The 21376-nt window shown below is 67.6% G+C and carries 20 protein-coding genes and 1 pseudogene; 10 read left to right on the plus strand and 11 right to left on the minus strand.

Annotated features, from left to right (window positions below; all coding sequences use genetic code 11):
- Positions 1 to 290: transposase (locus K309_RS42050; RefSeq protein ID WP_156914482.1), on the plus strand; the 290-nt coding region annotated here is incomplete at its 5' end.
- Between the two features lie 282 nt (positions 291 to 572).
- On the opposite strand, the gene K309_RS0129440 is transcribed toward K309_RS42050, so the two are convergent.
- Positions 573 to 1358 carry an SDR family oxidoreductase gene (locus tag K309_RS0129440; protein ID WP_029049693.1) on the minus strand — a complete coding sequence of 262 codons (786 nt, stop codon included), beginning with the start codon at positions 1356 to 1358 and terminating at the stop codon, positions 573 to 575.
- Positions 1359 to 1660: 302 nt separating this feature from the next.
- On the opposite strand from K309_RS0129440, the gene K309_RS0129445 reads away from it, so the two are divergent.
- Positions 1661 to 3349: an electron transfer flavoprotein-ubiquinone oxidoreductase gene (locus K309_RS0129445; protein ID WP_029049694.1), complete on the plus strand. Its 1689-nt coding sequence runs from the start codon at positions 1661 to 1663 to the stop codon at positions 3347 to 3349.
- 81 nt (positions 3350 to 3430) lie between these two features.
- Here K309_RS0129445 and K309_RS0129450 read toward each other — a convergent pair whose 3' ends face one another.
- Complete coding sequence (locus K309_RS0129450; RefSeq protein WP_029049695.1) at positions 3431 to 4336, minus strand: flagellar brake protein; 906 nt, start codon at positions 4334 to 4336, stop codon at positions 3431 to 3433.
- A 246-nt stretch (positions 4337 to 4582) separates the two neighbouring features.
- On the opposite strand from K309_RS0129450, the gene K309_RS0129455 reads away from it, so the two are divergent.
- Both K309_RS0129455 and K309_RS0129460 read left to right on the plus strand, forming a co-directional pair.
- Positions 4583 to 5293, plus strand: a complete 711-nt coding sequence (locus K309_RS0129455) for a FadR/GntR family transcriptional regulator (protein WP_029049696.1) — start codon at positions 4583 to 4585, stop codon at positions 5291 to 5293.
- Positions 5294 to 5361: 68 nt separating this feature from the next.
- A complete protein-coding gene (locus tag K309_RS0129460) occupies positions 5362 to 6468 on the plus strand; it encodes an NAD(P)/FAD-dependent oxidoreductase (protein ID WP_029049697.1) in 1107 nt (368 codons plus the stop codon).
- Here K309_RS0129460 and K309_RS0129465 read toward each other — a convergent pair.
- The 5 genes from K309_RS0129465 to K309_RS0129485 form a co-directional block, all read right to left on the minus strand.
- Positions 6390 to 7673: an MFS transporter gene (locus tag K309_RS0129465; protein ID WP_029049698.1), complete on the minus strand. Its 1284-nt coding sequence runs from the start codon at positions 7671 to 7673 to the stop codon at positions 6390 to 6392. The two genes, K309_RS0129460 and K309_RS0129465, sit on opposite strands and share 79 nt — an antisense overlap.
- Before the next feature lies 1 nt (position 7674).
- The gene (gene aroC / locus K309_RS0129470; protein ID WP_029049699.1) at positions 7675 to 8796 is read right to left on the minus strand and encodes a chorismate synthase; all 1122 of its coding nucleotides are present in this window, start codon (positions 8794 to 8796) and stop codon (positions 7675 to 7677) included.
- 74 nt (positions 8797 to 8870) lie between these two features.
- Entirely contained in the window at positions 8871 to 9593 is a 723-nt protein-coding gene (locus tag K309_RS0129475; protein WP_029049700.1) for a glutathione S-transferase C-terminal domain-containing protein, read from the minus strand.
- A gap of 33 nt (positions 9594 to 9626) precedes the next feature.
- Positions 9627 to 11525, minus strand: coding sequence for an MFS transporter (locus K309_RS0129480; RefSeq protein ID WP_029049701.1), 1899 nt, complete (start codon positions 11523 to 11525; stop codon positions 9627 to 9629).
- 184 nt (positions 11526 to 11709) lie between these two features.
- A complete protein-coding gene (locus K309_RS0129485) occupies positions 11710 to 12153 on the minus strand; it encodes a CBS domain-containing protein (protein WP_029049702.1) in 444 nt (147 codons plus the stop codon).
- Positions 12154 to 12389: 236 nt separating this feature from the next.
- Between K309_RS0129485 and K309_RS0129490 the strand changes: the two genes are divergently transcribed.
- The 3 genes from K309_RS0129490 (at position 12390) to K309_RS0129500 (ending at position 14938) form a co-directional block, all read left to right on the plus strand.
- Entirely contained in the window at positions 12390 to 13697 is a 1308-nt protein-coding gene (locus K309_RS0129490) for an O-acetylhomoserine aminocarboxypropyltransferase (protein WP_029049703.1), read from the plus strand.
- A complete protein-coding gene (locus K309_RS0129495) occupies positions 13697 to 14521 on the plus strand; it encodes an alpha/beta fold hydrolase (protein WP_029049704.1) in 825 nt (274 codons plus the stop codon). Before K309_RS0129490 ends, K309_RS0129495 begins: the two co-directional genes overlap by 1 nt.
- A gap of 99 nt (positions 14522 to 14620) precedes the next feature.
- Entirely contained in the window at positions 14621 to 14938 is a 318-nt protein-coding gene (locus K309_RS0129500) for an Mpo1-like protein (RefSeq protein WP_029049705.1), read from the plus strand.
- Between the two features lie 62 nt (positions 14939 to 15000).
- Here the strand turns inward: K309_RS0129500 and K309_RS0129505 are convergent, their stop codons facing one another.
- Positions 15001 to 16341, minus strand: a complete 1341-nt coding sequence (locus K309_RS0129505; protein WP_029049706.1) for a YihY family inner membrane protein — start codon at positions 16339 to 16341, stop codon at positions 15001 to 15003.
- Between the two features lie 185 nt (positions 16342 to 16526).
- On the opposite strand from K309_RS0129505, the gene wrbA reads away from it, so the two are divergent.
- From wrbA to K309_RS0129520, 3 genes are read left to right on the plus strand one after another with little or no spacing between them, the layout of a single operon-like run.
- Entirely contained in the window at positions 16527 to 17129 is a 603-nt protein-coding gene (gene wrbA, locus K309_RS0129510) for an NAD(P)H:quinone oxidoreductase (protein WP_029049707.1), read from the plus strand.
- Positions 17126 to 17533, plus strand: coding sequence for a DUF2069 domain-containing protein (locus tag K309_RS0129515; protein WP_029049708.1), 408 nt, complete (start codon positions 17126 to 17128; stop codon positions 17531 to 17533). Before wrbA ends, K309_RS0129515 begins: the two co-directional genes overlap by 4 nt.
- 33 nt (positions 17534 to 17566) lie before the next feature.
- Positions 17567 to 18985, plus strand: coding sequence for an FAD-binding oxidoreductase (locus K309_RS0129520; protein WP_029049709.1), 1419 nt, complete (start codon positions 17567 to 17569; stop codon positions 18983 to 18985).
- Positions 18986 to 18991: 6 nt separating this feature from the next.
- On the opposite strand, the gene K309_RS0129525 is transcribed toward K309_RS0129520, so the two are convergent.
- The 3 genes and pseudogenes from K309_RS0129525 to K309_RS42590 form a co-directional block, all read right to left on the minus strand.
- Complete coding sequence (locus K309_RS0129525; protein ID WP_035878580.1) at positions 18992 to 19858, minus strand: N-formylglutamate amidohydrolase; 867 nt, start codon at positions 19856 to 19858, stop codon at positions 18992 to 18994.
- A 2-nt stretch (positions 19859 to 19860) separates the two neighbouring features.
- Entirely contained in the window at positions 19861 to 20925 is a 1065-nt protein-coding gene (locus tag K309_RS0129530) for a porin (protein WP_051320677.1), read from the minus strand.
- Between the two features lie 215 nt (positions 20926 to 21140).
- Positions 21141 to 21376 (minus strand): annotated as a pseudogene (locus K309_RS42590) (hypothetical protein); the annotation flags it as partial.

The following is a 21376-nucleotide window of genomic DNA, read 5'->3' on the forward strand; positions in this document are numbered from 1 at the left end:
CCATGAATCGCCGCCAGCGCAGAATGCTCAAACGTCGCCAGGCAGTCGAGCCTGTCATCGGTCATGTCAAAGCGGATCACGGCATGCGCCGGAACTGGTTGAAAGGCGAAATCGGTGACACTGTCCATCCGATCCTCTGTGCCGCAGGCTTCAATCTCCGTTGGCTGCTGCGGGCCATTGCCCGCCTCGGTATCCGCGGGCTTTTTTTCGTCTTAGCTTTGCTCACAGGGATGGCCCGGTTCGCCACCGATGCCGCCAATCGACTCAGCCCACATGCCGCAGTCGTTTGATGAGGGCCCAGAATCCTCCGCCTTTCAGTCACGCTGAGCTCTCAGACTGAATTTTTCAGGTCCGACTATGTAAAGACTTAGTCTAAAGACATGGCGGATTATGCCAAGACTGGCACACCGCGCATCAACTTTCTTTTATCGGTAACTGGAAGCCGCGCTCGAAAGCCCGCCCCAAGGGGACCGGATAAGCCCTGGGGTGGCCATTGGCGATGCTCCGCCGCACGCTTGTGGCGCGCGGGCGGGAGCGGTGGAAAGCCGGCGGCGCGGCGCCGGCGGCCGGGCTCAGACCATGCCGTCGTCGGCGGTGATCACGGCGCCGTTGATGAATTGCGACTGGTCGGACGCCAGCAGCAACAGCAGGCCGTCGAGATCGTCGGGCTTGCCCAGGCGCTTGCGCGGCAGCATCTGGATCAGTTTCTGGCCAGCGTCCGAATCCCAGTGGTGGTGGTTGATCTCGGTATCGATATAGCCGGGACAGATCGCATTGGTATTGATGCCGTGGCGCGCCCATTCAAGCGCCATGGCCTTGGTCATGTGCACCACCGACGCCTTGCTCATGCAATAGATGCCGATTTGCGACAGCACCTTCAGGCCGGCCACCGACGCGACATTGACGATGCGCGCCTGCGGCAGCGGACTGCCGTTCTTCTCGGCGCCCTTGGCCCGGGCAATCATGCGCTTGGCGACTTCCTGCGCGACGAAGAAGGCGCCGCGCGTATTGGTGTCGAAGACAAAATCGAAATCGTCCGGGGTCACATCGGTCAGCTTCTGCGTCGTCGACACGCCCGAATTGTTGACCAGGATGTCGATCGAGCCGGCTTCGGTTTCCGCATGCGCCACGGCGGCGCGGATACTGTCCGGATCGGTGACGTCCAGCCGCACCACGTGCGCGCTGCCACCCTCGGCCTCGATCGCCGCGCGCAGTTCCTTGAGCCGCTCGGTGCGGCGCGAGGCCAGCACAACCTTGGCCCCGGCGGCGGCCAGCACCGTCGCGAAACGCGAGCCGAGCCCGCTCGAGGCGCCGGTGACCAGCGCTACCTTGCCTTCCAGATTGATCGACAAACCCATGATGACCTCTTGTGCGGGCGCCCTTCCAGCCTCTTCGGGTGCGGAAGGCAGCATATCGAAAAAAAGAACGACCGTTCCAAAAAAATCCTTGCCTGTGGGTGGCGAGTCCCGGACAATGCCGGAGATTCTAAGAACTTGGCCTGCAAAGCGAAAGAGGGAAAACGAGCGATCCGGCCGGCTATCGGCCGCAAACAGCCGTCAAAATCCCTTGCCATGCCCCGCCGGCGCAAGTTCGAGCAGAACGGTCACCGCACTTCCCACAATTGCATAGCTAGCAGCAAAGAAATAGAGGGTTAGAGACAATGGATCAGCAACAGCTCCTGGAGCAGTTCGGCCCGCGTGAAGCCATGGAATACGACGTGGTCGTCGTTGGCGGCGGCCCCGCCGGCCTGGCCACGGCCATCCGCCTGAAGCAACTCGCGCAGGAGAAAGGCAGCGACGTCAACGTATGCGTGCTGGAAAAGGGTTCCGAACCCGGCGCGCATATCCTGTCGGGCGCCATCATGGATCCGCGCGCCCTCAACGAGCTGATCCCGAACTGGCAAGAGCTGGGCGCGCCGCTGAACCAGCCGGTCACCGAAGACAAGTTCCTGTTCCTGAACGAGTCGGGCTCGAAGGGCACGCCGCCCGCGCTGCTGCCCGAGTGCTTCCACAACCACGGCAACTACATCGTCAGCCTGTCGAACCTCGTGCGCTGGCTGGGCCAGCAGGCCGAGGCGCTGGGCGTCGAGATCTTCCCGGGCTTCCCCGCCGCCGAGGTGCTGTACAACGAAGACGGCTCGGTCAAGGGCGTGGCCACCGGCAACATGGGCATCAGCAAGGAAGGCGAGCCCACCGACAACTTCCAGCTCGGCATGGAACTGCATGCCAAGTACACCATCTTCGCCGAAGGCGCGCGCGGCCACCTGGGCAGGCAGCTGATCGACAAGTTCGGCCTGGATGCCGGCAAGGATCCGCAGAGCTACGGCATCGGCCTGAAGGAACTGTGGGAAATCGACCCGGCCAAGCACAAGCCCGGCCTGGTGGTGCACACCGCCGGCTGGCCGCTGGACCCGGCCACCTATGGCGGCTCGTTCCTGTACCACATGGAAGACAACAAGGTCGCGGTCGGCTTTGTGGTCGGCCTGGACTACACCAACCCTTGGCTGTCGCCGTTCGAGGAATTCCAGCGCTTCAAGACGCACCCGGAAATCCGCCAGTACTTCGAGGGCGGCAAGCGCCTGTCGTACGGCGCGCGCGCCATCACCGCCGGCGGCCTGCTGTCGCTGCCCAAGACCGTGTTCCCGGGCGGCGCGCTGGTCGGCTGCGATGCCGGCTACCTGAACGCCTCGCGCATCAAGGGCAGCCACGCCGCGATCAAGACCGGCATGCTGGCCGCCGAGGCCGCCTATGACGCGCTGCAGGGCGGCCGCCAGCACGACGAGCTGACCGCCTACCCCGCCGCGTTCGAGCAAAGCTGGCTGTACAAGGAGCTGCTGCAGGCCAAGAACTTCAAGCAGTGGTTCAAGAAGGGCCGCACCACCGCGACGCTGATGACCGGCATCGAGCAATGGCTGCTGCCCAAGCTGGGCATCCGCAACCCGCCCTGGACCATCCACCGCGTCAAGCCGGACCATGTGTACCTGAAGCCGGCGGCCGAGTGCGAGAAGATCGTCTACCCGAAGCCGGACGGCAAGCTGACCTTCGACCGCCTCAGCTCGGTGTTCATCAGCAACACCAACCACGAGGAAAACCAGCCGGCGCACCTGACGCTGAAGGACGCCAGCGTGCCGGTCAGCATCAACTGGGACAAGTACGCCGGCCCCGAGTCGCGCTACTGCCCGGCGGGTGTGTACGAGTTCGTGCAGGACGAGACCTCGGGCAAGGAACGGCTGCAGATCAACGCGCAGAACTGCGTGCACTGCAAGACCTGCGATATCAAGGATCCGACACAGAACATCGTGTGGGTCACGCCGGAAGGCGGCGGCGGTCCGAACTACGTCGGCATGTAAGGCCCCCGGGCGCGCAAGCGCCTGGCGCATGGAGCGGCACCGGTTTCCCCGGTGCCGTTTTTTATTTCTTGCGGCCGCCGGCTACAGCGGCAGTCGCGTCGTGGACAGCAGCTGTTCGTAGATGTAGCACTGCAGCAGCGTCATCTCGCGCTCTGCCAGCACGTCGAAGGCCACACCGAAGGCCGGGAAATCGGTATCGTCCTGGCTCGCTGCACCCGGCGCCACCCGGACCCAGCCGTCGACCATGACTTCGCTGTCGAACGAGGCGGCCCGCAGCTGGAAGCGCAGCCGCACGCGGCTGCCCGGGGCGGGCGAAGGCGCGGTGGTCTGTACCAGCGCACCACCGGTGCTGAGGTCGGACAGCAGCGCCAGCCGGGCCGTACCCGCCCGCACCGCGACGGCCACGGCCACGGCATGATCGCCATCGTCGTCCTCCGGGGGCCGGGTCAGGTATGCCGCCAGCCGCGTCGGCACGCGCGCCGCCTTGCGGACCGGGGTTGCGTGCAGGTTGGTCGGCGCCGACAGCACCAGGTAGCGGAACGGACTGCGGCAGACCGCGGTGATGGTCGAGGTAAAGCTGTGGATCGCCTGGCCCGAAAAGCCGCGCAGCAGCACGGTGGCGCCCGCCTGCAGCGGCAGGTCGCGCCCGCCCAGTTGCGGCCAGGTCACGAACAGCCCCTGATCGATAAAGCCGATCAGGCGGCTCGCGGCGGCGCGTGCGGAGTCGCCTTCATGCTTGACGTGGAGCAGCGTGCCGACCTGCAGGCCGAACGGCCCGGGCGCCGTGCGCGTGCAGGCATCGTCTGTGTCGTCGGTGTCATCGCTATTGCCGGCGCGGCAGACCACGCCATGGCGGAACACCAGCGCGAGGTCGCGCGCATCGGGGATGATGCTGCCGCTGCCGAGCACCAGGTTGCCTTCGCCGTCAAGCAGCGACCAGGGCAGCGGGTGTCCGACCGGAAGATCGTTGGGAGTGAGCTGGATCATGGCTGTTTGCAGAGGGCCCCCGCGTTTGTCGCCGCGCGTGGGGCATGGCAAACCCACGGCGGAGCTGCCGGGCAGTATCCGCCACCTGTATCAGGGTTTTATCGGCCAAAAAGCAGCAGAAGTTGAGCGGATGCCGATGGGCCTAGGCCGTCATATGTAGCACCCGCCCTCTGCGGAAGGCTTGACGCGCGACAACTTCGGCACCACAATCGCATAAAGCTGTCTGACAGCCTGACATATCCAGCCATGACCCTGCACCGCCCGGCCTCGCTGGCCAGCCGCATTGCCCAGTCCTTGCACGACGACATCCTCGCCGGCCGCTACGCCGCGGGCGCACGCCTGCCCGCCGAAGCAAGCCTGGCCGACACCTTCGGCGTGAGCCGGCCGATCGTGCGCGAGGCTATTGCCCAACTCAAGGCCGATGGCGTACTGGTCACGCGCAAGGGCTCTGGCGCCTTTGTTTCGGAAACCCCGGGCGGCCAGGCCTGGCGCGTGGCGAGCGCGCCGGACGGCGGGCCCACGCTGGCGCAGCTTTTCGAGTTGCGCCGCGTGGTCGAAACCGCCTGCGCCGAGATGGCGGCCGAGCGCCGCACCACGGCCGACGTCGACGCGATCCGCGCCGCACTCGCGACCATGCAGGCGCAGGCCGACGGCCATGGCGACATGGCCATGTCGGCCGCGGCCGACATGGCCTTCCACCACGCCATCGCCGAAGCCGCGCACAACCCCTGCTTCACCGGCCTCACCGATTTCGTCAGCCAGCAGATGCTGGCGGCACGGCAGCGGGCCTGGGAGAACACCGCGCGGCTCGGCGCCGCCACCGGCGCTCCGCGTGCCGCCGACACCGAACACACGGCGCTGGCCGACGCCATCGCCGCCGGCAATGCCCCCGCGGCGCGCGAGGCCGCGCAACGGCACCTGTCCGCGGCGGCCGCGCGGCTGGGCCTGGCGGGCTGAATCCCGCACACATCGACCAGCACTGCATAACCAGCACGGCAACAAACCACAGCAACAAGGAAACGAGCATGGAAAAGGTGGACTGCGTCGTCATCGGCGCTGGTGTCGTAGGACTGGCGGCCGCGCGCGCCCTCGCCCTGCAAGGCCGCGAGGTGATCATCCTGGAAACCGAGAACGCCTTCGGCACCATCACCAGCGCTCGCAACAGCGAAGTCATCCACGCCGGCATCTACTACCCCGCCGGTTCGCTGAAGGCAGAGTTGTGCGTGCGCGGCAAGGCCATGCTGTACGACTACTGCGCCACGCACCACGTCGAGCACCAGCGCTGCGGCAAGCTGATCGTCGCCACCAGCGAGGCGCAAGTGGCCACACTCGACGGCATCCGCGCCAAGGCCGCGGCCAACGGCGTCGGCGACCTGCGGCTGCTCTCGCGCGACGAAGCGCAGGCACTGGAACCGCAGCTGCAATGCCATGCCGCACTGCTGTCGCCCTCCACCGGCATTGTCGACAGCCACGGCCTGATGACCGCGCTGCTGGGCGATGCCGAGAACGCAGGTGCGATGCTGGCCGTGCAGTCGCCGGTGCTGGGCGGCGCGGTCACGGCGGACGGGATTCGGCTGGAAGTGGGCAGCGAGGATGGCGGCGCCACCACGCTGCTGGCGCGTACGGTGGTGAACTCGGCCGGCCTGACCGCGCCGGAACTGGCGCGCCGCCTCGATGGCATGCCCGAGGCCCATATCCCGCCGCAGTACTATGCCAAGGGCTGCTATTTCACGCTGGCCGGGCGCGCCCCGTTCTCGCGGCTGATCTATCCGGTGCCAGAGGCCGCTGGCCTGGGCGTGCACCTGACGCTGGACCTGGGTGGCCAGGCACGCTTCGGCCCCAATGTGCGCTGGATCGACGACATCGAGTACAGCGTCGACCCGTCCGATGCCGACAGCTTCTATGACGAAGTGCGGCGCTACTGGCCGGGACTGGCCGATAACTCGCTGCAGCCGGGCTATGCGGGCATCCGCCCCAAGATCAGCGGCCCGCGCGAAGTGGCGGCGGACTTCCGCATCGACGGCCCCGCCGTGCACGGCGTGCCGGGGCTGGTTCACCTGTTCGGCATCGAGTCGCCGGGGTTGACCTCGTCGCTGGCGATCGCCGAGCGCGTCTGCGCCGCGCTGGCCTGAAGCGCATCGCCGCCTGCCGCACCTTCCGCGCGGAAGCTCATCGCCGCGCAGAAGGCACCAGCCGCCGCGGCCACGGCGGCCAGCCCGAAGGTGTGTTCCGGCGCCAGCGCATTCCAGGTCCAGCCCATCACCAGCCCGCCGAGCGTGCCGCCGACGCCGTAGGAAATCCCCGTGTACAGCGCCTGCCCGCGCCCCTGCAACGGGCCGGCAAACCATGCCTGCAGCCGCTTCAGGCTGGCGCTGTGGTGCGCGGCGAAGGTGGCCGCGTGCAGCACCTGCACCAGCGCCATCAGCCAGGCAAACTGCGCGAAGTAGCCGGTCAGGCCGAAGCGGACCGCCGCCAGCACGAAAGTGCCCGCCAGGATGGTGCGCAGCGCGAAACGCGCGAACAACAGGCCCTGGTAATAGAAGAAGACGATTTCGGCGACCACGCCGATGGTCCACATCACCCCGATGGCGAACTTGCCGTAGCCGAGCTTCTCCAGCCACAGCGAATAGAACACGTACAGCGCGGCGTGCGCGAACATCATCAGGAAGGCCGACGCCAGGAACCATGCCACGTCCGGCCGGCGCAGCAGCGGCAGCGCGCGCGGCGCGGGCAGGCGCGGCCCGTCGTCGGTGGCATCGCGCATGGTCAGCACCACGCCCGCCAGGATCGCCAGCAAGCCGCTGGCCACCCACGGGAACGCGCGCATGCCGACCGCCTCGAACAGCGCCCCGCCGGCCAGCACCGCGCCGATAAAGCCGACCGAGCCGAACATGCGGATGCGGCCATAGCTATGGTCGAAGGCGCCATGGCGGCGCAGCGTGGAGATGGTGAGGGCATCGCCCAGCGGCGACATCGCGCTGGTAAGCAGGCTCAGCGTCAGCATCATCGCCATCATGCCGCCGTAGCTGCCCACGCCGGGCAGCATCAGGAACGCCAGCAGCGAGGTGAACGCGCTCACGCGCAGGACGCGCACGCGCGTGTGCATCACGTCGGAGAGCCAGCCCCACAGGTAGGGTCCGACGATGCGGCTGACCTGGAAGCTGGCCATCAGCACGCCGATCTGCACGGGATTGAAACCGCGATCGGCGAAATACAGGCTCACGTACGGCGAGATGACGCCGACGTAGCCGTAGTAGCCCAGATAGAAAAGCCCGAAGCGGGCGTAGTCCGGGCGAGCGGTGCCAGTGGCCCCGCCCGCCCCAGGCAGCGGAGTCAACTCAGCGCGTCTGGCCGGCCTGCGCCGGTGCCTGCGCCGGAATCTGCGGCGTGTCGGTCCTGACGTCGCCGCATTGCGCGCGGTGGCGCAGCGCGTGGTCCATCAGCACCAGCGCGAGCATGGCCTCGGCGATCGGCGTGGCGCGGATGCCGACGCACGGGTCGTGGCGGCCGAAGGTCTCGACCGTGGCGGCATTGCCGGCCTTGTCGATCGACTCGCGCGGCGTGCGGATCGAGGACGTCGGCTTGATCGCCAGCGACACGGTGACATCCTGTCCGGTGGAGATGCCGCCCAGCACGCCGCCCGAATTGTTGGTGCGGAAGCCCTCGGAGGTCAGCTCGTCGCCATGCACGCTGCCGCGCTGGGACACGCTGTCGAAGCCGGCGCCGATTTCCACGCCCTTGACCGCATTGATGCCCATCATCGCGTGCGCGATGTCGGCGTCGAGGCGGTCGAACAGCGGCTCGCCCAGTCCGACCGGCACGTTGCTGGCCACCACCTCGATGCGCGCGCCGACCGAATCGCCGTCGCGGCGCAGCGCGTCCATGTAGGTTTCCAGCTCGGGAATGATGTCGGCGTTGGGCGCGAAGAACGGATTCTCGGGCACATGCGACCAGTCGGCGAACGGCACCGCGATCTCGCCGAGCTGCGACATGTAGCCCCGGATCTCGGTGCCGTACTGCTCGCGCAGCCATTTCTTGGCCACCGCCGCAGCGGCCACCACCGGCGCCGTCAGGCGAGCCGACGACCGGCCGCCGCCGCGATAGTCGCGGATGCCGTACTTCTGCCAGTAGGTGTAGTCGGCGTGGCCCGGGCGGAAGGTCTCGACGATATTGCCGTAGTCCTTGCTGCGCTGGTCGGTATTGCGGATCAGCAGGCAGATCGGCGTGCCGGTGGTCTTGCCTTCGAACACGCCGGACAGGATCTCCACCTGGTCGGGTTCCTTGCGCTGGGTGACATGGCGCGAGGTGCCGGGCTTGCGGCGGTCCAGGTCGCCCTGGATATCGGCTTCGCTCAGCGCCATGCCCGGCGGGCAGCCATCCACCACCGCGCCGATGGCGGGGCCGTGCGATTCGCCGAAGGTGGTGACAGTGAAGAGCAGGCCAAGGGTGTTGCCGGACATGATGGAAACCGCACAGGAATTGGGGACGGCCTCCATTGTAAGGCCATTGCCCGCCCGCGGGCGGCCCGGCTGGCTCAGGCTGGCGCGCTTTCCGGAGCGAATTCGGGGTAGAACTCCGCCCGCATCCGGTCCATATAGGCCACCAGGTTGGCATGCCCTTCCGCCGCGGTGCGAATCGGCGTGTCGAACACCGGGCACAGCAGGCTGCCGGCAAAGGCGAACAGCGTGGCGTCGGCGCCGCATGGCTTGTCGCCCATCAGGTAGCGCTTTTCGCCCAGGATATCGGCGATGGAGGTCACGCCCTTGGTGGCCAGCGCGACCAGTTCTTCCTCGCTGTGCCGGCCCAGGCCCTGCCCCCACAGCGTCTTCCTGACCTTGTAGCGCACCAGCCGCTCGGCCAGCCCGCGCACCGGAGCCGGCACGCCGCGAAAGAACTGCGCCGGGCCGCGGTCGAAATTGGCCTGGTCGAGCCAGCGCACCCGCGCCACCGCCCAGTACAGGTGGTCTTCCATCAGCTTCTCGGCGGCCCAGGCGATGCCGCGCTCGGCCGGGCTCAGGCCGGCGTCGAAGTCGATGTGGTAAGTCTTCTCGATATGCCAGCGGATCATGGTCGAGTCCGCCACGATGCGGCCCATGTCATCCAGGTACGGCAGCTTGCCCTTGGGCGCGCGCCGCAGGCTGCCGCGGCGGGCGTGGTACGGCAGGCCGGCAAGCTTGAGCAGCATCTCGGCCTTGGTGACGAACGGGCTGGCGTCAGGCAGCCCAAAGGCCGGGCCGAAGGTATAGAGCGTGATCATCGTGGCTCGGGCTCCGCGGAGAAGAACATGCGTTCAGCGCCAGTCGCCGCGCAGGGCCTGCACCATCTGCTGCAGCCCTTCGGGCGTGGCCGCCTCCGGCGGCACCGGCTCGCCCACTACCAGTTCCAGCCGGCTCAGGATGCCGCGGCGGAACGGCCGCGACATCGCCGGCGCGTCCTTGCGCGAGAAGAAGCTGCCCCACAGCCCGCGCAGCGCCATCGGCACCACCGGCACCGGCGTGCGGCGGATGATCTGCTGCACGCCCTGGCGGAACGGGTTGATCTCGCCGGTGGCGGTGATCTTGCCCTCCGGGAAGATGCAGACCAGGTCGCCCTCCTCCAGCGCCTGCGCCACGCTGTCATACGCGCGCTTGAGCATGTCGGGGTTTTCGTGCGCGGGCGCGATCGGGATCGCGCGGGCCTGGCGGAAGAACCACGACAGCAGAGGCACGCCGAAGATGCGGTAGTCCATCACGAAGCGCACCGGGCGCGGGCTGCATGCCATCAGCACCACCGCGTCGGCAAAGCTGACATGGTTGCAGACCAGCACGGCGGGCCCATCGGCTGGAATGCGCTCGGCGTTCACGCGGCGCAGCCGGTACAACGTATGCACCAGGCCCCAGGCGATAAAGCGCAGCAGGAATTCCGGCACCAGCGAGTAGATATAGACCGCCACCACCGCATTGAGCAGCCCCACCACCAGGTACAGCTGCGGGATGCTGTAGCCGGCCAGCGCCATCGCCACGCCCAGCAGCGACGCCGCGATCATGAAGAAGCTGTTCAGGATGTTGTTGGCGGCGATGATGCGCGCGCGGTGCGTAGGCGCGCTGCGGCTCTGGATCAGCGCGTACAGCGGCACGCTGTAGAAGCCGCCGAACATCGCCAGCAGGAACAGGTCGGCCAGCACGCGCCAGTGCCGCGCCTCGGCCAGGAAGCCGTCGATGCCGGTGAGCGCGGCCGGCGGCTGTCCGTGGCTGGCAAAGTACAGGTCGATGGCAAACACCGTCATGCCGATCGAGCCGAACGGCACCAGACCGATCTCGACATGGCGCCCGGACAGCCGCTCGCACAGCAGCGAGCCGGTGCCAATGCCCAGCGAGAACACCGCCAGCAGCAGCGTGACCACGTTCTGGTCGCCGCCCAGCACATCCTTGGCATAGCTGAAGAAGGAGGTCAGGAAGGTCGCGCCGAGGAACCACAGCCACGAAATCCCGAGCAGGCTCAGGAATACCGTGCGATTGCCGCGCGCCAGCACCAGGTTGCGCCAGGTCTCGGAAAATGGGTTCCAGTTGATGCGCAGCTCGGGCTGCGGCGCCGGCGACACCGGGATCCCGCCCGACACCAAGCGCCCGGCCACGGCGATCGCCACGCAGACGGCGCCTACATACAGCGGCCCCACAACCGTGCCGCCCTGCTGCAATCCCGCCAACTCGCCGCCGACCAGCGTTCCGATCAGGATCGCGACGAAGGTGCCCATCTCGACCAGTCCGTTGCCGCCGACCAGTTCGCTTTCATCCAGGTGCTGCGGCAGGTAGGCGAACTTGACCGGCCCGAACAGCGTCGAATGCAGCCCCATCAGGAACGTGCCGGCGTAGAGCAGCGGCGCGCTATGCCAGGCAAAACCCGCCAGGCCCAGCACCATGATGGCGATTTCCAGCGACTTCACCAGCCGGATCAGGCGCGACTTCTCCATCTTGTCGGCGACCTGCCCGCTGGTGGCGGAGAACAACACGAACGGCGCGATAAAGATGGCCGAGATCAGGAAAGCGGCGCTGCGCGCGTCCACGCCTTCGAACAGCGCGGTGTGGTAGGTCACCAGCGAGGTAAAGGCGACCTTGAAGACGTTGTCGTTCATCGCCCCCAGGAACTGGGTCCAGAAAAAGGGGGCGAAGCGGCGCGCACCGAGCAGTCGGAACTGGCTGTGTTGGCTCATGAATGACCGGTCGGCCCGCTGGGGCCGCCGCGGAAATGGAAACGCCGGCTAGTTTGCCGGAGCCGGAAACCGGCCGCCATCATGCCACCACCACGCGGCCGCGCGGCGCCAGTCGCAACAAATTTCCGAAGGGGGAGCTGCAGGATGGGCTGCGCCGCCGCCTGGGCGAGCGCAGGCCGGGCGTTCAGGCCCGCTCTTCCGGCCAGTCGCGGATATAGGCCTTGAGCATCTTGTTCTCGAAGCTCTGGTCCTCGACCACCGCCTTGGCAACATCGTAGAAGGAAATCACGCCCATCAGCGTGCGGTTGTCGAGGATCGGCAGGTAGCGGGTGTGACGCTCAAGCATCATCCGGCGAACTTCATTGACGTCGGTTTCCATGGTGCAGGTCAACGGGGCATCGTCCATCACCTTGCGGATGCTGGTGGTGCCAAGGGTGCCCCCGTTGCGGGCCAGGGTCTCGATGATCTCGCGGAAAGTCAGCATGCCAACCAGGTCGCCGTATTCCATCACCACCAGCGAGCCGATATCCCGCTCGGCCATGGTGTTGACGGCGACCAGCAAGGAAGTGTCAGGCGTCACGGTGTAGAGCGTATTGCCCTTGATCTGCAGGATGTCGCTGACTTTCATTTTGGTCTCCACTGCCTTGTACTTTGCTGTGCTGATTTGCGCCGAACGCATCGCGGGGCGATGCCGGTCGCTTCGTTATCTGTTCCGGGATGTGCGGGCAGAGATGCCCGTGCGAACGATCCTAGCCCAAACCAGCCGGCAAAGTAAAGCAGGAGGCCGGTTTGCGGGTGATCAGCCAGCGTGGGCGTGCGCACGATGCTACGATGCTGGCCGGAGATAACCACACCTGACCGACCATGTCCGGAACCCGCTTCGATACGCTGGCGCTGCACGCCGGCGCCGCGCCCGACCCCGCCACGGGGGCGCGCGCCACCCCCATCCACCTGACCACCTCCTTCGTGTTCCGCGACAGCGAGCACGCGGCGTCGCTGTTCAACATGGAACGAGCGGGCCACGTCTATTCGCGCATCTCCAACCCGACCGTGGCCGTGCTGGAAGAGCGCATCGCCGCGCTGGAGAACGGCGCCGGCGCGATCGCCACCGCCTCGGGCCAGGCCGCGCTGCACCTGGCCGTGGCCACGTTGATGGGAGCCGGCTCGCACGTGGTGGCGTCGTCGGCGCTGTACGGCGGCTCGCACAACCTGCTGCACTACACGCTGCGCCGCTTCGGCATCGAGACCACCTTCGTCAAGGCGCGCGACATCGACGCCTGGCGCGCCGCGATCCGCCCCAATACCAGGCTGCTGTTCGGCGAGACGCTGGGCAATCCGGGGCTCGACGTGCTGGATATCCCCACGCTGGCGCAGCTCGGCCAGGACCACGGCATCCCGCTGCTGGTCGACTCGACCTTCACCACGCCCTACCTGCTGCGCCCGTTCGATCTCGGTGCCGGCCTGCTCTACCACTCGGCGACCAAGTTCCTGGGCGGCCATGGCACCACCATCGGCGGCGTACTGGTGGAGGGCGGCACTTTCGATTTCGAGAAGTCGGGCCGCTTCCCCGAGCTGTCCGAGCCCTACGAGGGCTTCCACAACATGGTGTTCACCGAGGAAAGCACGGTGGCGCCCTTCCTGCTGCGCGCGCGCCGCGAAGGCCTGCGCGACTTCGGCGCCTGCATGAACCCGATGGCCGCGTGGCAGCTGCTGCAAGGCGTGGAGACGCTGCCGCTGCGCATGAGCCGCCACGTCGACAATACCCGCAAGGTGGTGCAGTTCCTGGCTTCGCACCCGATGGTGGAGTCGGTGTCCTACCCCGAGCTGGAATCGCACCCCGACTACGAGCTGGCCAAGCGCCTGCTCCCGCGCGGCTGCGGCGCGGTGTTCAGCTTCAACCTGAAGGGCAACCGCCTGGCGGGCCAGCGCTTCATCGAAAGCATGTCGCTGTTTTCGCACCTGGCCAACGTCGGCGATGCGCGCTCGCTGGTGATCCACCCGGCCTCGACCACGCACTTCCGCATGGATGCGGCGGCGCTGCAGTCGGCCGGCATCGCCGAGGGCACGATCCGCCTGTCGATCGGCCTGGAAGACCCGGACGACCTGATCGACGACCTCAAGCGCGGCCTGAAGTCCGCCGAGAAGACCATGAGCAAGGGAGGTCAGGCCTGATGGAACTGAACCTTGCAGGCCAGCCGGCCTACGCCTATACCGGCGGCAAACCCTTCGATCCCGCCCTGCCCTGCGCCGTGTTCGTCCATGGCGCGCAGAACGACCACAGCGTGTGGGTGCTGCAGACGCGCTGGTTCGCCAACCACGGCTTCTCGGTGCTGGCGGTGGACCTGCCCGGCCATAACCGCAGCCAGGGCGCGCCGCTGGCCACTGTCGAGGCCATGGCGGACTGGGTGATGGCGCTGGTGGCCGCCGCCGGCGTCAAGGCACCGGCCTTCGTGTTCGGCCACAGCATGGGTTCGCTGATCGCGCTGGAATGCGCGGCGCGGCATCCGCAGGCGGTGCGCGGCATCGCCCTGCTGGCCACCGCCTACCCGATGAAGGTTTCCGATGCGCTGCTCGATGCGTCGCTGAACCGCGAGAGCGAGGCCATCGCCATGGTCAACGACTGGTCGCATTCGAGCCTGGCCAACAAGCCCTCGTCGCCGGGTCCCGGCGCCTGGATGCACGGCGGCAGCCAGCGGCTGATGGAGCGCGTATCGCGCAACAACCCGCAGGCACATGTGTTCCACAACGACTTCTCCGCCTGCAATGCCTACGCGCACGGCGAGGAAGCCGCCGCCGCTGCGGCCTGCCCGGCGCTGTTCATCACCGGCAGCAAGGACATGATGACCTCGCCCAGGGCGGCGCAGGCGCTGGCCGGCAAGATGGCGAAGGCCAGCGTGGTGTCGGTGCCGTGCGGCCATGCGCTGATGGGCGAGCGCCCGGACGAAGTGCTGGACGCGCTGGCTGGCTTTGCGCGCAAGGTGGTGGCGGCCGGCTGATGCTGCCCCGGATGGCTGGCCGTCCGTGCCGGCAGCCATCCTCCTTCCATGGGAGCAGAAGGTCTACACTGCACAAAACAAGACCTGCCGGAGACAGCCATGGCCCACGCCCGAGCGCGCGAGTTCGAGAACTTCGCGGCCTTCTACCCCTACTACCTGAGCGAGCACCAGAACCGCACCTGCCGGCGGCTGCATTTCATCGGTTCGACCGTGGCGTTGCTGTGCCTGGCGGCGCTGGTGGTGACCGGCAATGCATGGTGGCTGCTGGGTGCCGTGGTCGCCGGCTATGCCTTCGCCTGGGTCGGCCATTTCGGCTTCGAGAAAAACCGGCCGGCGACCTTCCGCCATCCGCTCTACAGCCTGATGGGCGACTGGGTCATGTACGCCGATATCTGGCGCGGCAAGATCCCGTTCTAAGACAACTTGGCCGTCGGTCGCTAACTGTCGGCCGCTACCCATCGGCCGCTAACCGTCGGCTGCTATACCTGCCCGTGCCAGCCCGGCGGCACCACTTCCAGCGTGCGCCGCTGCGGCGGGGCGTCGTCCGCCGCGGGTGGCGGGCCGGATGGGTGCTGGTTGAAGACCGCCTCCAGCGTCTGATCCAGACGCGGATTGTCCAGCACCGACCTGAGCGACTCCGCGCCACGCAGGTGCTGCGCCAGCGCGGTGCGCGACAGTCGCGGCAGGTTCAGCACCAGCCGGTCGTGCAGCATGCGCAGCGTCACCTGCGACGGATCGCACAGCAAGGCCCAGTGTGCCTGTCCGCGCTCCTGCTGCAGCCGCCCGACCAGGTGCATGGTTTTCAGCTTGCCGAGCAGCCCCGCCAGGTAATCCGCTTCCACGCGCAGCTTGCGTCCCAGGTCGAGCTCCCCCACGCTGCGCGGCACCTCGTCGCGGGCGCGGTAGAGCAGCAGCAGCACGCCCAGCGCATCGAAGAACTCGCTGCCGGCAAAGGTGCGGCGGCGCCAGTAGCCCTGCCGGATCACCGGCAGGTTGGCGGCGATGGTCGCGCCCAGCAGCGTCACCAGCCAGCTCAGGTAGATCCACAGCAGGAAGATCGGCAGCGCCGCAAAGGTGCCGTAGACCGCCGTATAGGCCGGGATATGCGTGATGAAATAGCCGAAGCCGCGCTTGGCGAACTCGAACGCGATCGCGGCCACCACGCCGGCGACGATGGCATCGCGCCACTCCACGTAGGCATTGGGCACCGCGGTGTACAGGAAGGCAAAGGCCAGCGCCGACAGCACCACCGGCGTCGCGCTGACCAGCAGGCCGATCCCCACCGGCATGGTGCCGACGTAGCCCGCCGAGATCGAGATCAGGTACGAGCTGATCGACAGGCTCGCGCCGATCAGCACCGGCCCGAAGGTCAGCACCGCCCAGAACACCAGCACACGCTGCGCCAGGGGGCGGCGCTGCTTGACGCGCCAGATCGCGTTGAGCGCGTCCTCCACCGTCAGCATGGTCAGCACCGACGTCACCATCAGCCCGCCCAGGCCCATCGCCGTCAGCCCGCGCGCGCTCTTGGCGAACTGGCCGATGTAGCGCGAGATCGATTCGCTGACGTTGCCGGGAATCAGGTTCTGGAACAGGAACGCCTCGATGGCATTGCGGAAGTCGCGGAACACCGGGAAAGCGGCCAGCAGCGCGAACGCGACCGTCAGCACCGGTACCACGGCCAGCACAGTGGTAAATGTCAGGCTCGCGGACACCTGCGGCAGCCGGTCCTCGCCGGCGCGGCGCGCGACATAGCGCGCCAGTGCGCGGACCTTCTGCAGGTTCCATTCCCTGCGCAGACGGGCGGCGCGGGTACCAAGCATGCGTCAGCAATCTCCCTGGATAGATGGGTCGGTTTGAACGATGGCAGCGGCCGGCAAGTGGACAGGCAACTGCCGGGATGCGGAAGCGGCGCTTCGCGGGGAGCGCGCGCGGGGGCACTTCTATAATACGCGCATTGCCTGCGGCACCCGCCGCCCCCTTCCGGCAGCGCCGGCCATCCCGCTCCATGACCGACATCCTCGTCCTGTATTACAGCCGCCACGGCAGCACCCGCAAACTCGCCGAACTGATCGCGCATGGCATCGACAGCGTCCCCGGCGCCCAGGCGCGCCTGCGCACCGTGCCGCCGGTCTCGACCGTGTGCGAGGCCACCGCCCCCGACATCCCCGCCGACGGCCCGCCTTACGCGGAGCTGCGCGACCTGGAAGAATGCGCCGGCCTGGCGCTGGGCAGCCCCACGCGCTTCGGCAACATGGCCGCGCCGGTCAAGTATTTCCTGGACGGCACCGTGGCCCAGTGGCTGTCGGGCGCGCTGACCGGCAAGCCCGCCTGCGTGTTCACCGCCACCGGCACCCTGCACGGTGGCCAGGAGACCACGCTGCTGTCGATGATGCTGCCGCTGCTGCACCACGGCATGCTGATCATGGGCCTGCCCTATTCCGAGAAGGGCCTGATGACGACCACGTCGGGCGGCACGCCGTACGGCCCCAGCCACCATGCCTATGTCGACAACCGCGGCCCCATCACCGACGACGAATCGGCGCTGGCGATGGCGATGGGCCGGCGCCTGGCGCAAGCCGCGCTGCGCCTGTCCGGGGCGCACGCATGAACACGCCCGCCGACAGCGACAGCGCGCTGCACAGCCCCTGGCTGCACCGGATCAGCGCGGGCAGCCTGGTGGCGCTGATGGCGCTGTGCATCGCCTGGGAATGGTTCCTGGCGCCGCTGCGCCCGGGCGGCTCGTGGCTGATCATCAAGTTCCTGCCGCTGCTGCTGCCGCTGCGCGGCGTGCTGACGCGCAACCGCTATACCATGCAGTGGTCGTCGATGCTGATCCTGCTGTTCTTCACCGAGGGCATCGTGCGCGCCACCAGCGATCGCGGCTTCTCGGCGACGCTGGCCTGGGTGGAGGTGGCGCTGACGCTGGTGTTCTTCACCAGTACCATCCTGTACCTGCGGCCGTACAAGCGCCGCGCCCGCGCGGCGGCCAAGGCAGCGCCGCGAAAGCGCTGAGCCGGCGCTCCCCATGCAATCGATTCTCCGCCCATGACCTCGTCCCAAGACTCCTTCCTCGCCCTGTGCCGCGCCGCGCTGGGCCCGCAGCACGTGCTGACCGGGGCCGCCGACAAGGCCCCCTACCTGACCGACTGGCGCAAGCGCTATAGCGGCGAGGCGCTGGCCGTGCTGCGTCCCGGCACCACCGAGGAAGTCGCCGCCGCGGTCCATGCCTGCCACGCGCACAAGGTGGCGGTGGTGCCGCAGGGCGGCAATACCGGCCTGTGCGGCGGCGCCACGCCGGCGGCCGGGCGCGATGCGGTGGTACTGTCGCTGCAGCGGCTCAACCGCATCCGCGAGGTCGATCCGCTCAACAACACCATTACCGTCGAAGCGGGCGTGGTGCTGCAGCACGTGCAGGACGTGGCGCGCGAGCACGGCCGGCTGTTTCCGCTGAGCCTGGCGGCCGAGGGCAGCTGCACCATCGGCGGCAACCTGTCGACCAATGCCGGCGGCACCGCGGTGCTGCGCTATGGCAATACGCGCGAGCTGTGCCTGGGGCTGGAGGTAGTGACGCCGACGGGCGACACCTGGCATGGCCTGCGCGGCCTGCGCAAGGACAATACCGGTTACGACCTGCGCGACCTGTATATCGGCGCCGAAGGCACGCTCGGCATCATCACCGCCGCCGTGATGAAGCTGTTCCCGCTGCCGCGCGCCTCGGTCACCGCGCTGGCCGCGGTGCAGAGCCCGCGCGCCGCGCTGGCGCTGCTGGCGATCGCGCAGTCGTATGCGGGTGCAATGCTGACCGGCTTCGAGCTGATGTCGGCGCGCTGCATGGCGCTGGTGACGCAGCACTACCCCCAGCTGCGCTATCCATTCGCCGACATCCACCCGCAGCTGGTGCTGATGGAGCTGTCCGACAGCGAGGGCGAAGCCCACGCGCGCGGCATCTTCGAATCGCTGATGAACGCCGCCTTCGACGCCGGCGTGGCGATTGACGCCGTGGTGGCCGAATCGGTGCAGCAGTCGCGCGATTTCTGGAACCTGCGCGAGCATATCCCGCTGGCGCAGGTCGAGGACGGCAAGAACATCAAGCACGATATCGCCGTGCCGGTCTCGCGCGTGGCCGACTTCATCGAGACCACCGACGCGCTGCTGCAGAACGCCTTCCCAGGCGCGCGCATGGTGACCTTCGGCCATCTCGGCGATGGCAACCTGCACTACAACGTCTCGCCGCCGGACGGCGTCGACCATGACGCCTTCCTGGCCAACCAGGACCAGGTCAACCGCATCGTGCACGACAGCGTGCGCTCGCACTGCGGCTCGATCTCGGCCGAGCATGGCGTGGGCCAGCTCAAGCGCGAGGCACTGCAGCACTACAAGAGCGAGGTCGAGCTGGCGTTGATGCGCGCGATCAAGGGCGCGCTGGACCCGCTGGAGCTGATGAACCCGGGCAAGGTGCTCTGAACACGCTCATGCGCCGCGCGCCAGCTCCGCGCGGATATGGTCCGCCACGCGCTCGAGCAGCTGGTCGAGGTGGCCACGCAGCCTGGCGAACCCGTCATGCGGCACGAAGCGGGCCTCGTCCAGGTACAGCGCGCGGTTGATCTCGATCTGCAGGCTGTAGCGCCCGCGCGCCGGATCCGAATACGCTGTCACCAGTTCCGCGCCCTTGTACGGCCAGTTGATGCCGACCTGGTAGCCAAAGCCACGCAGGCATTGCCCGACCAGCTCGACAAACGCATCCGGACAGGTGGTGCCGTCGCGGTTGCTGATGACAAAATCCGGCCGCTCCGAGCCATGGTCCACGTTCATGGCATTGCCGCGCGATTTCATCGAATGACAGTCGAGATGCCACACCGCGCCGAAGCGCGCATGGTGCGCCGCCATCCCGCCGGCGAGCGCGGCATGGTAGGGATCGTAGTACGTCTTCAGCAGATGCTCGGCCATGGCGGGCGACAGCGGCGCGCCGTAGACCGGCACGCCCGGCAGCGCCAGCCGGCGCAGCACGCCCATGCCGCGGCCGGCCTTGTCGCTCGGCCGTAGCGCGAACGGCATGGCGCCGTCGACCAGCGCCGGGTCGATATCGTCGCGGGCACGGTTCACGTCCACCAGCCAGCGCGGAAACTCCGCGCACAGCAGCGTGCCGCCCACCGCGGGCGCATGCTCGAACAGCTCGTCGACATAGGCGTCCCAGCCGGTCAGCAGGGCTTCGGGCGAAGCCGCCAGCGGCAGCCCGGCCGGCAGGCTGCCGGCGCGGGCTTGCCCGCTGTGCGGAGAATCGACCATCAGCGGCAATGCCGCGCCAGCCGGTTCGGTCAGCGTATAGGGAAATGTCATGCTCAGAATTTGTGCTGGATGCCGATGCCGGCCGTGGTCACGGTATCGCCGTCCTTGTGCGAGTTCGGGTCCTCTCGATCGAAGAAGACATAGGGCATGGTGCGCTTGCTGAGGCGGTAGCCATAGGCGGCCTGCACTTTCTTCAGGCGGCCCTGCGGATCGCGCTGCACCGCGCGCTCCATGTAGTTGACGGTCACGCTGTGCGCGCCGTACGGCACGGTGAAGCCGACCAGCCAGTACGGCACGTCGGTGCGCGTCGTGGCGGTGCCGGCGTAGCGGTCGCGCCCGTAGAGCCCGTAGACGTTGACCACGGTGAAGTCATAGGACGCCACCGCCTGCACCTTGTCGCGGAAGTCGTTGGCAACCAGCCCGCCGGTCTTGGCATCGCGCGAATAGCCCAGGCCCGCCGCAAACTTGCCTGCCGCATAGTTCAGGCCGATGTCGTACTGGCGGAAATTGTCCTCCGCCTTCACCGGAGAGCTGGCGTTGGGCGTGGCCGGATCAGGACCGGCCAGGTTCACGCGCGCCCGCACGGAAAAGCCGCCAAAGTCGGGCGTCATGTAGCCGAGCGCATTGGACACGCGGTTGCGCGCGTTCAGCACCTTGGTGCCGATCGCGGTGGCGCCGGCATCGTGGATGGCAAAGTCTACGTTCTGCGTCACCTGCGAATAGATCGGCGAACCGACGATGGTGGCGGAATCCAGCCGGCCCAGCGCAATCGCGCCAAAGCCGCCCTGCAGCCCGACGAAGGCATTGCGGAACTGCGGGTTGGTGGCCACGCCGCTGTCGGCGGCAAATCCCTGCTCCAGGCCGAACGCGGCGCGCAGTCCGCCGCCGAGGTCTTCGCTGCCACGCATGCCCCAGCGCGATGCGTTGTCGACCATCTGCGTGGCCGAGCCGTCCGGCCCCTTCTGGTATTCGATATCGGTATCGATGCGGCCGTACAGCGTCACCGATGCGTCGGCCGCGGCTGACAGCAAGGCTAGCGCGCTACCGATGCAGGCGTGGCGCACTTGCCGCCGATAGAGTCCCCGATCTGGTCCCCGATATGGTCTGACTTGAATCATGGCTTTTCTCCCTTTCCCTGGTTGGCAATGGATGACTTCCCCCCGTTTGGATCTCCCGTCTGCCGTCGTCCTGTTCTTGCGCGCGGCGCGAACGCTCCCCCGCCGTCCCGCCATGGCGGGACGGCAGCGCAATTCCGGGAGCGAGGCGTGCCGCGTGCGGCGGCTAGCTAGATTCCTTGACTGAATTGATTGCGTAGTGATTGAGTCAAGTTTTTCTACGCGGCGATTTTGACCTGATCGCACCATGTGTTGACGGCCTGCTCGGCGGTGCGGAAGCTGCGCTGCAAGGATGCTGGCGAGGCCGCAGGCGCCTGAGGGCTGACCAATGCAAGGCCGGGCCGTAAGATGCGGGAATAGACGCGCGTGTAGAAGAGTGCCGTCTGCAGCCCCAGGTTGGTGAGCCGATAGCGGTGGGTCTTGGGCACGCGCTCGATGAGGCCATGCAGGCGCA

It is taken from the genome of Cupriavidus phytohabitans (assembly GCF_000426345.1).
Taxonomy (GTDB): domain Bacteria; phylum Pseudomonadota; class Gammaproteobacteria; order Burkholderiales; family Burkholderiaceae; genus Cupriavidus.

Bases quoted from the DNA above. Each gene is read 5' to 3' on its own strand.
- K309_RS0129440 (WP_029049693.1), bottom strand. From the start codon at position 1,358: ATGGGTTTGTCGATCAATCTGGAAGGCAAGGTAGCGCTGGTCACCGGC.
- K309_RS0129445 (WP_029049694.1), top strand. From the start codon at position 1,661: ATGGATCAGCAACAGCTCCTGGAGCAGTTCGGCCCGCGTGAAGCCATG.
- K309_RS0129450 (WP_029049695.1), bottom strand. From the start codon at position 4,336: ATGATCCAGCTCACTCCCAACGATCTTCCGGTCGGACACCCGCTGCCC.
- K309_RS0129455 (WP_029049696.1), top strand. From the start codon at position 4,583: ATGACCCTGCACCGCCCGGCCTCGCTGGCCAGCCGCATTGCCCAGTCC.
- K309_RS0129460 (WP_029049697.1), top strand. From the start codon at position 5,362: ATGGAAAAGGTGGACTGCGTCGTCATCGGCGCTGGTGTCGTAGGACTG.
- aroC (WP_029049699.1), bottom strand. From the start codon at position 8,796: ATGTCCGGCAACACCCTTGGCCTGCTCTTCACTGTCACCACCTTCGGC.
- K309_RS0129475 (WP_029049700.1), bottom strand. From the start codon at position 9,593: ATGATCACGCTCTATACCTTCGGCCCGGCCTTTGGGCTGCCTGACGCC.
- K309_RS0129480 (WP_029049701.1), bottom strand. From the start codon at position 11,525: ATGAGCCAACACAGCCAGTTCCGACTGCTCGGTGCGCGCCGCTTCGCC.
- K309_RS0129485 (WP_029049702.1), bottom strand. From the start codon at position 12,153: ATGAAAGTCAGCGACATCCTGCAGATCAAGGGCAATACGCTCTACACC.
- K309_RS0129490 (WP_029049703.1), top strand. From the start codon at position 12,390: ATGTCCGGAACCCGCTTCGATACGCTGGCGCTGCACGCCGGCGCCGCG.
- K309_RS0129495 (WP_029049704.1), top strand. From the start codon at position 13,697: ATGGAACTGAACCTTGCAGGCCAGCCGGCCTACGCCTATACCGGCGGC.
- K309_RS0129500 (WP_029049705.1), top strand. From the start codon at position 14,621: ATGGCCCACGCCCGAGCGCGCGAGTTCGAGAACTTCGCGGCCTTCTAC.
- K309_RS0129505 (WP_029049706.1), bottom strand. From the start codon at position 16,341: ATGCTTGGTACCCGCGCCGCCCGTCTGCGCAGGGAATGGAACCTGCAG.
- wrbA (WP_029049707.1), top strand. From the start codon at position 16,527: ATGACCGACATCCTCGTCCTGTATTACAGCCGCCACGGCAGCACCCGC.
- K309_RS0129515 (WP_029049708.1), top strand. From the start codon at position 17,126: ATGAACACGCCCGCCGACAGCGACAGCGCGCTGCACAGCCCCTGGCTG.
- K309_RS0129520 (WP_029049709.1), top strand. From the start codon at position 17,567: ATGACCTCGTCCCAAGACTCCTTCCTCGCCCTGTGCCGCGCCGCGCTG.
- K309_RS0129525 (WP_035878580.1), bottom strand. From the start codon at position 19,858: ATGACATTTCCCTATACGCTGACCGAACCGGCTGGCGCGGCATTGCCG.
- K309_RS0129530 (WP_051320677.1), bottom strand. From the start codon at position 20,925: ATGATTCAAGTCAGACCATATCGGGGACCAGATCGGGGACTCTATCGG.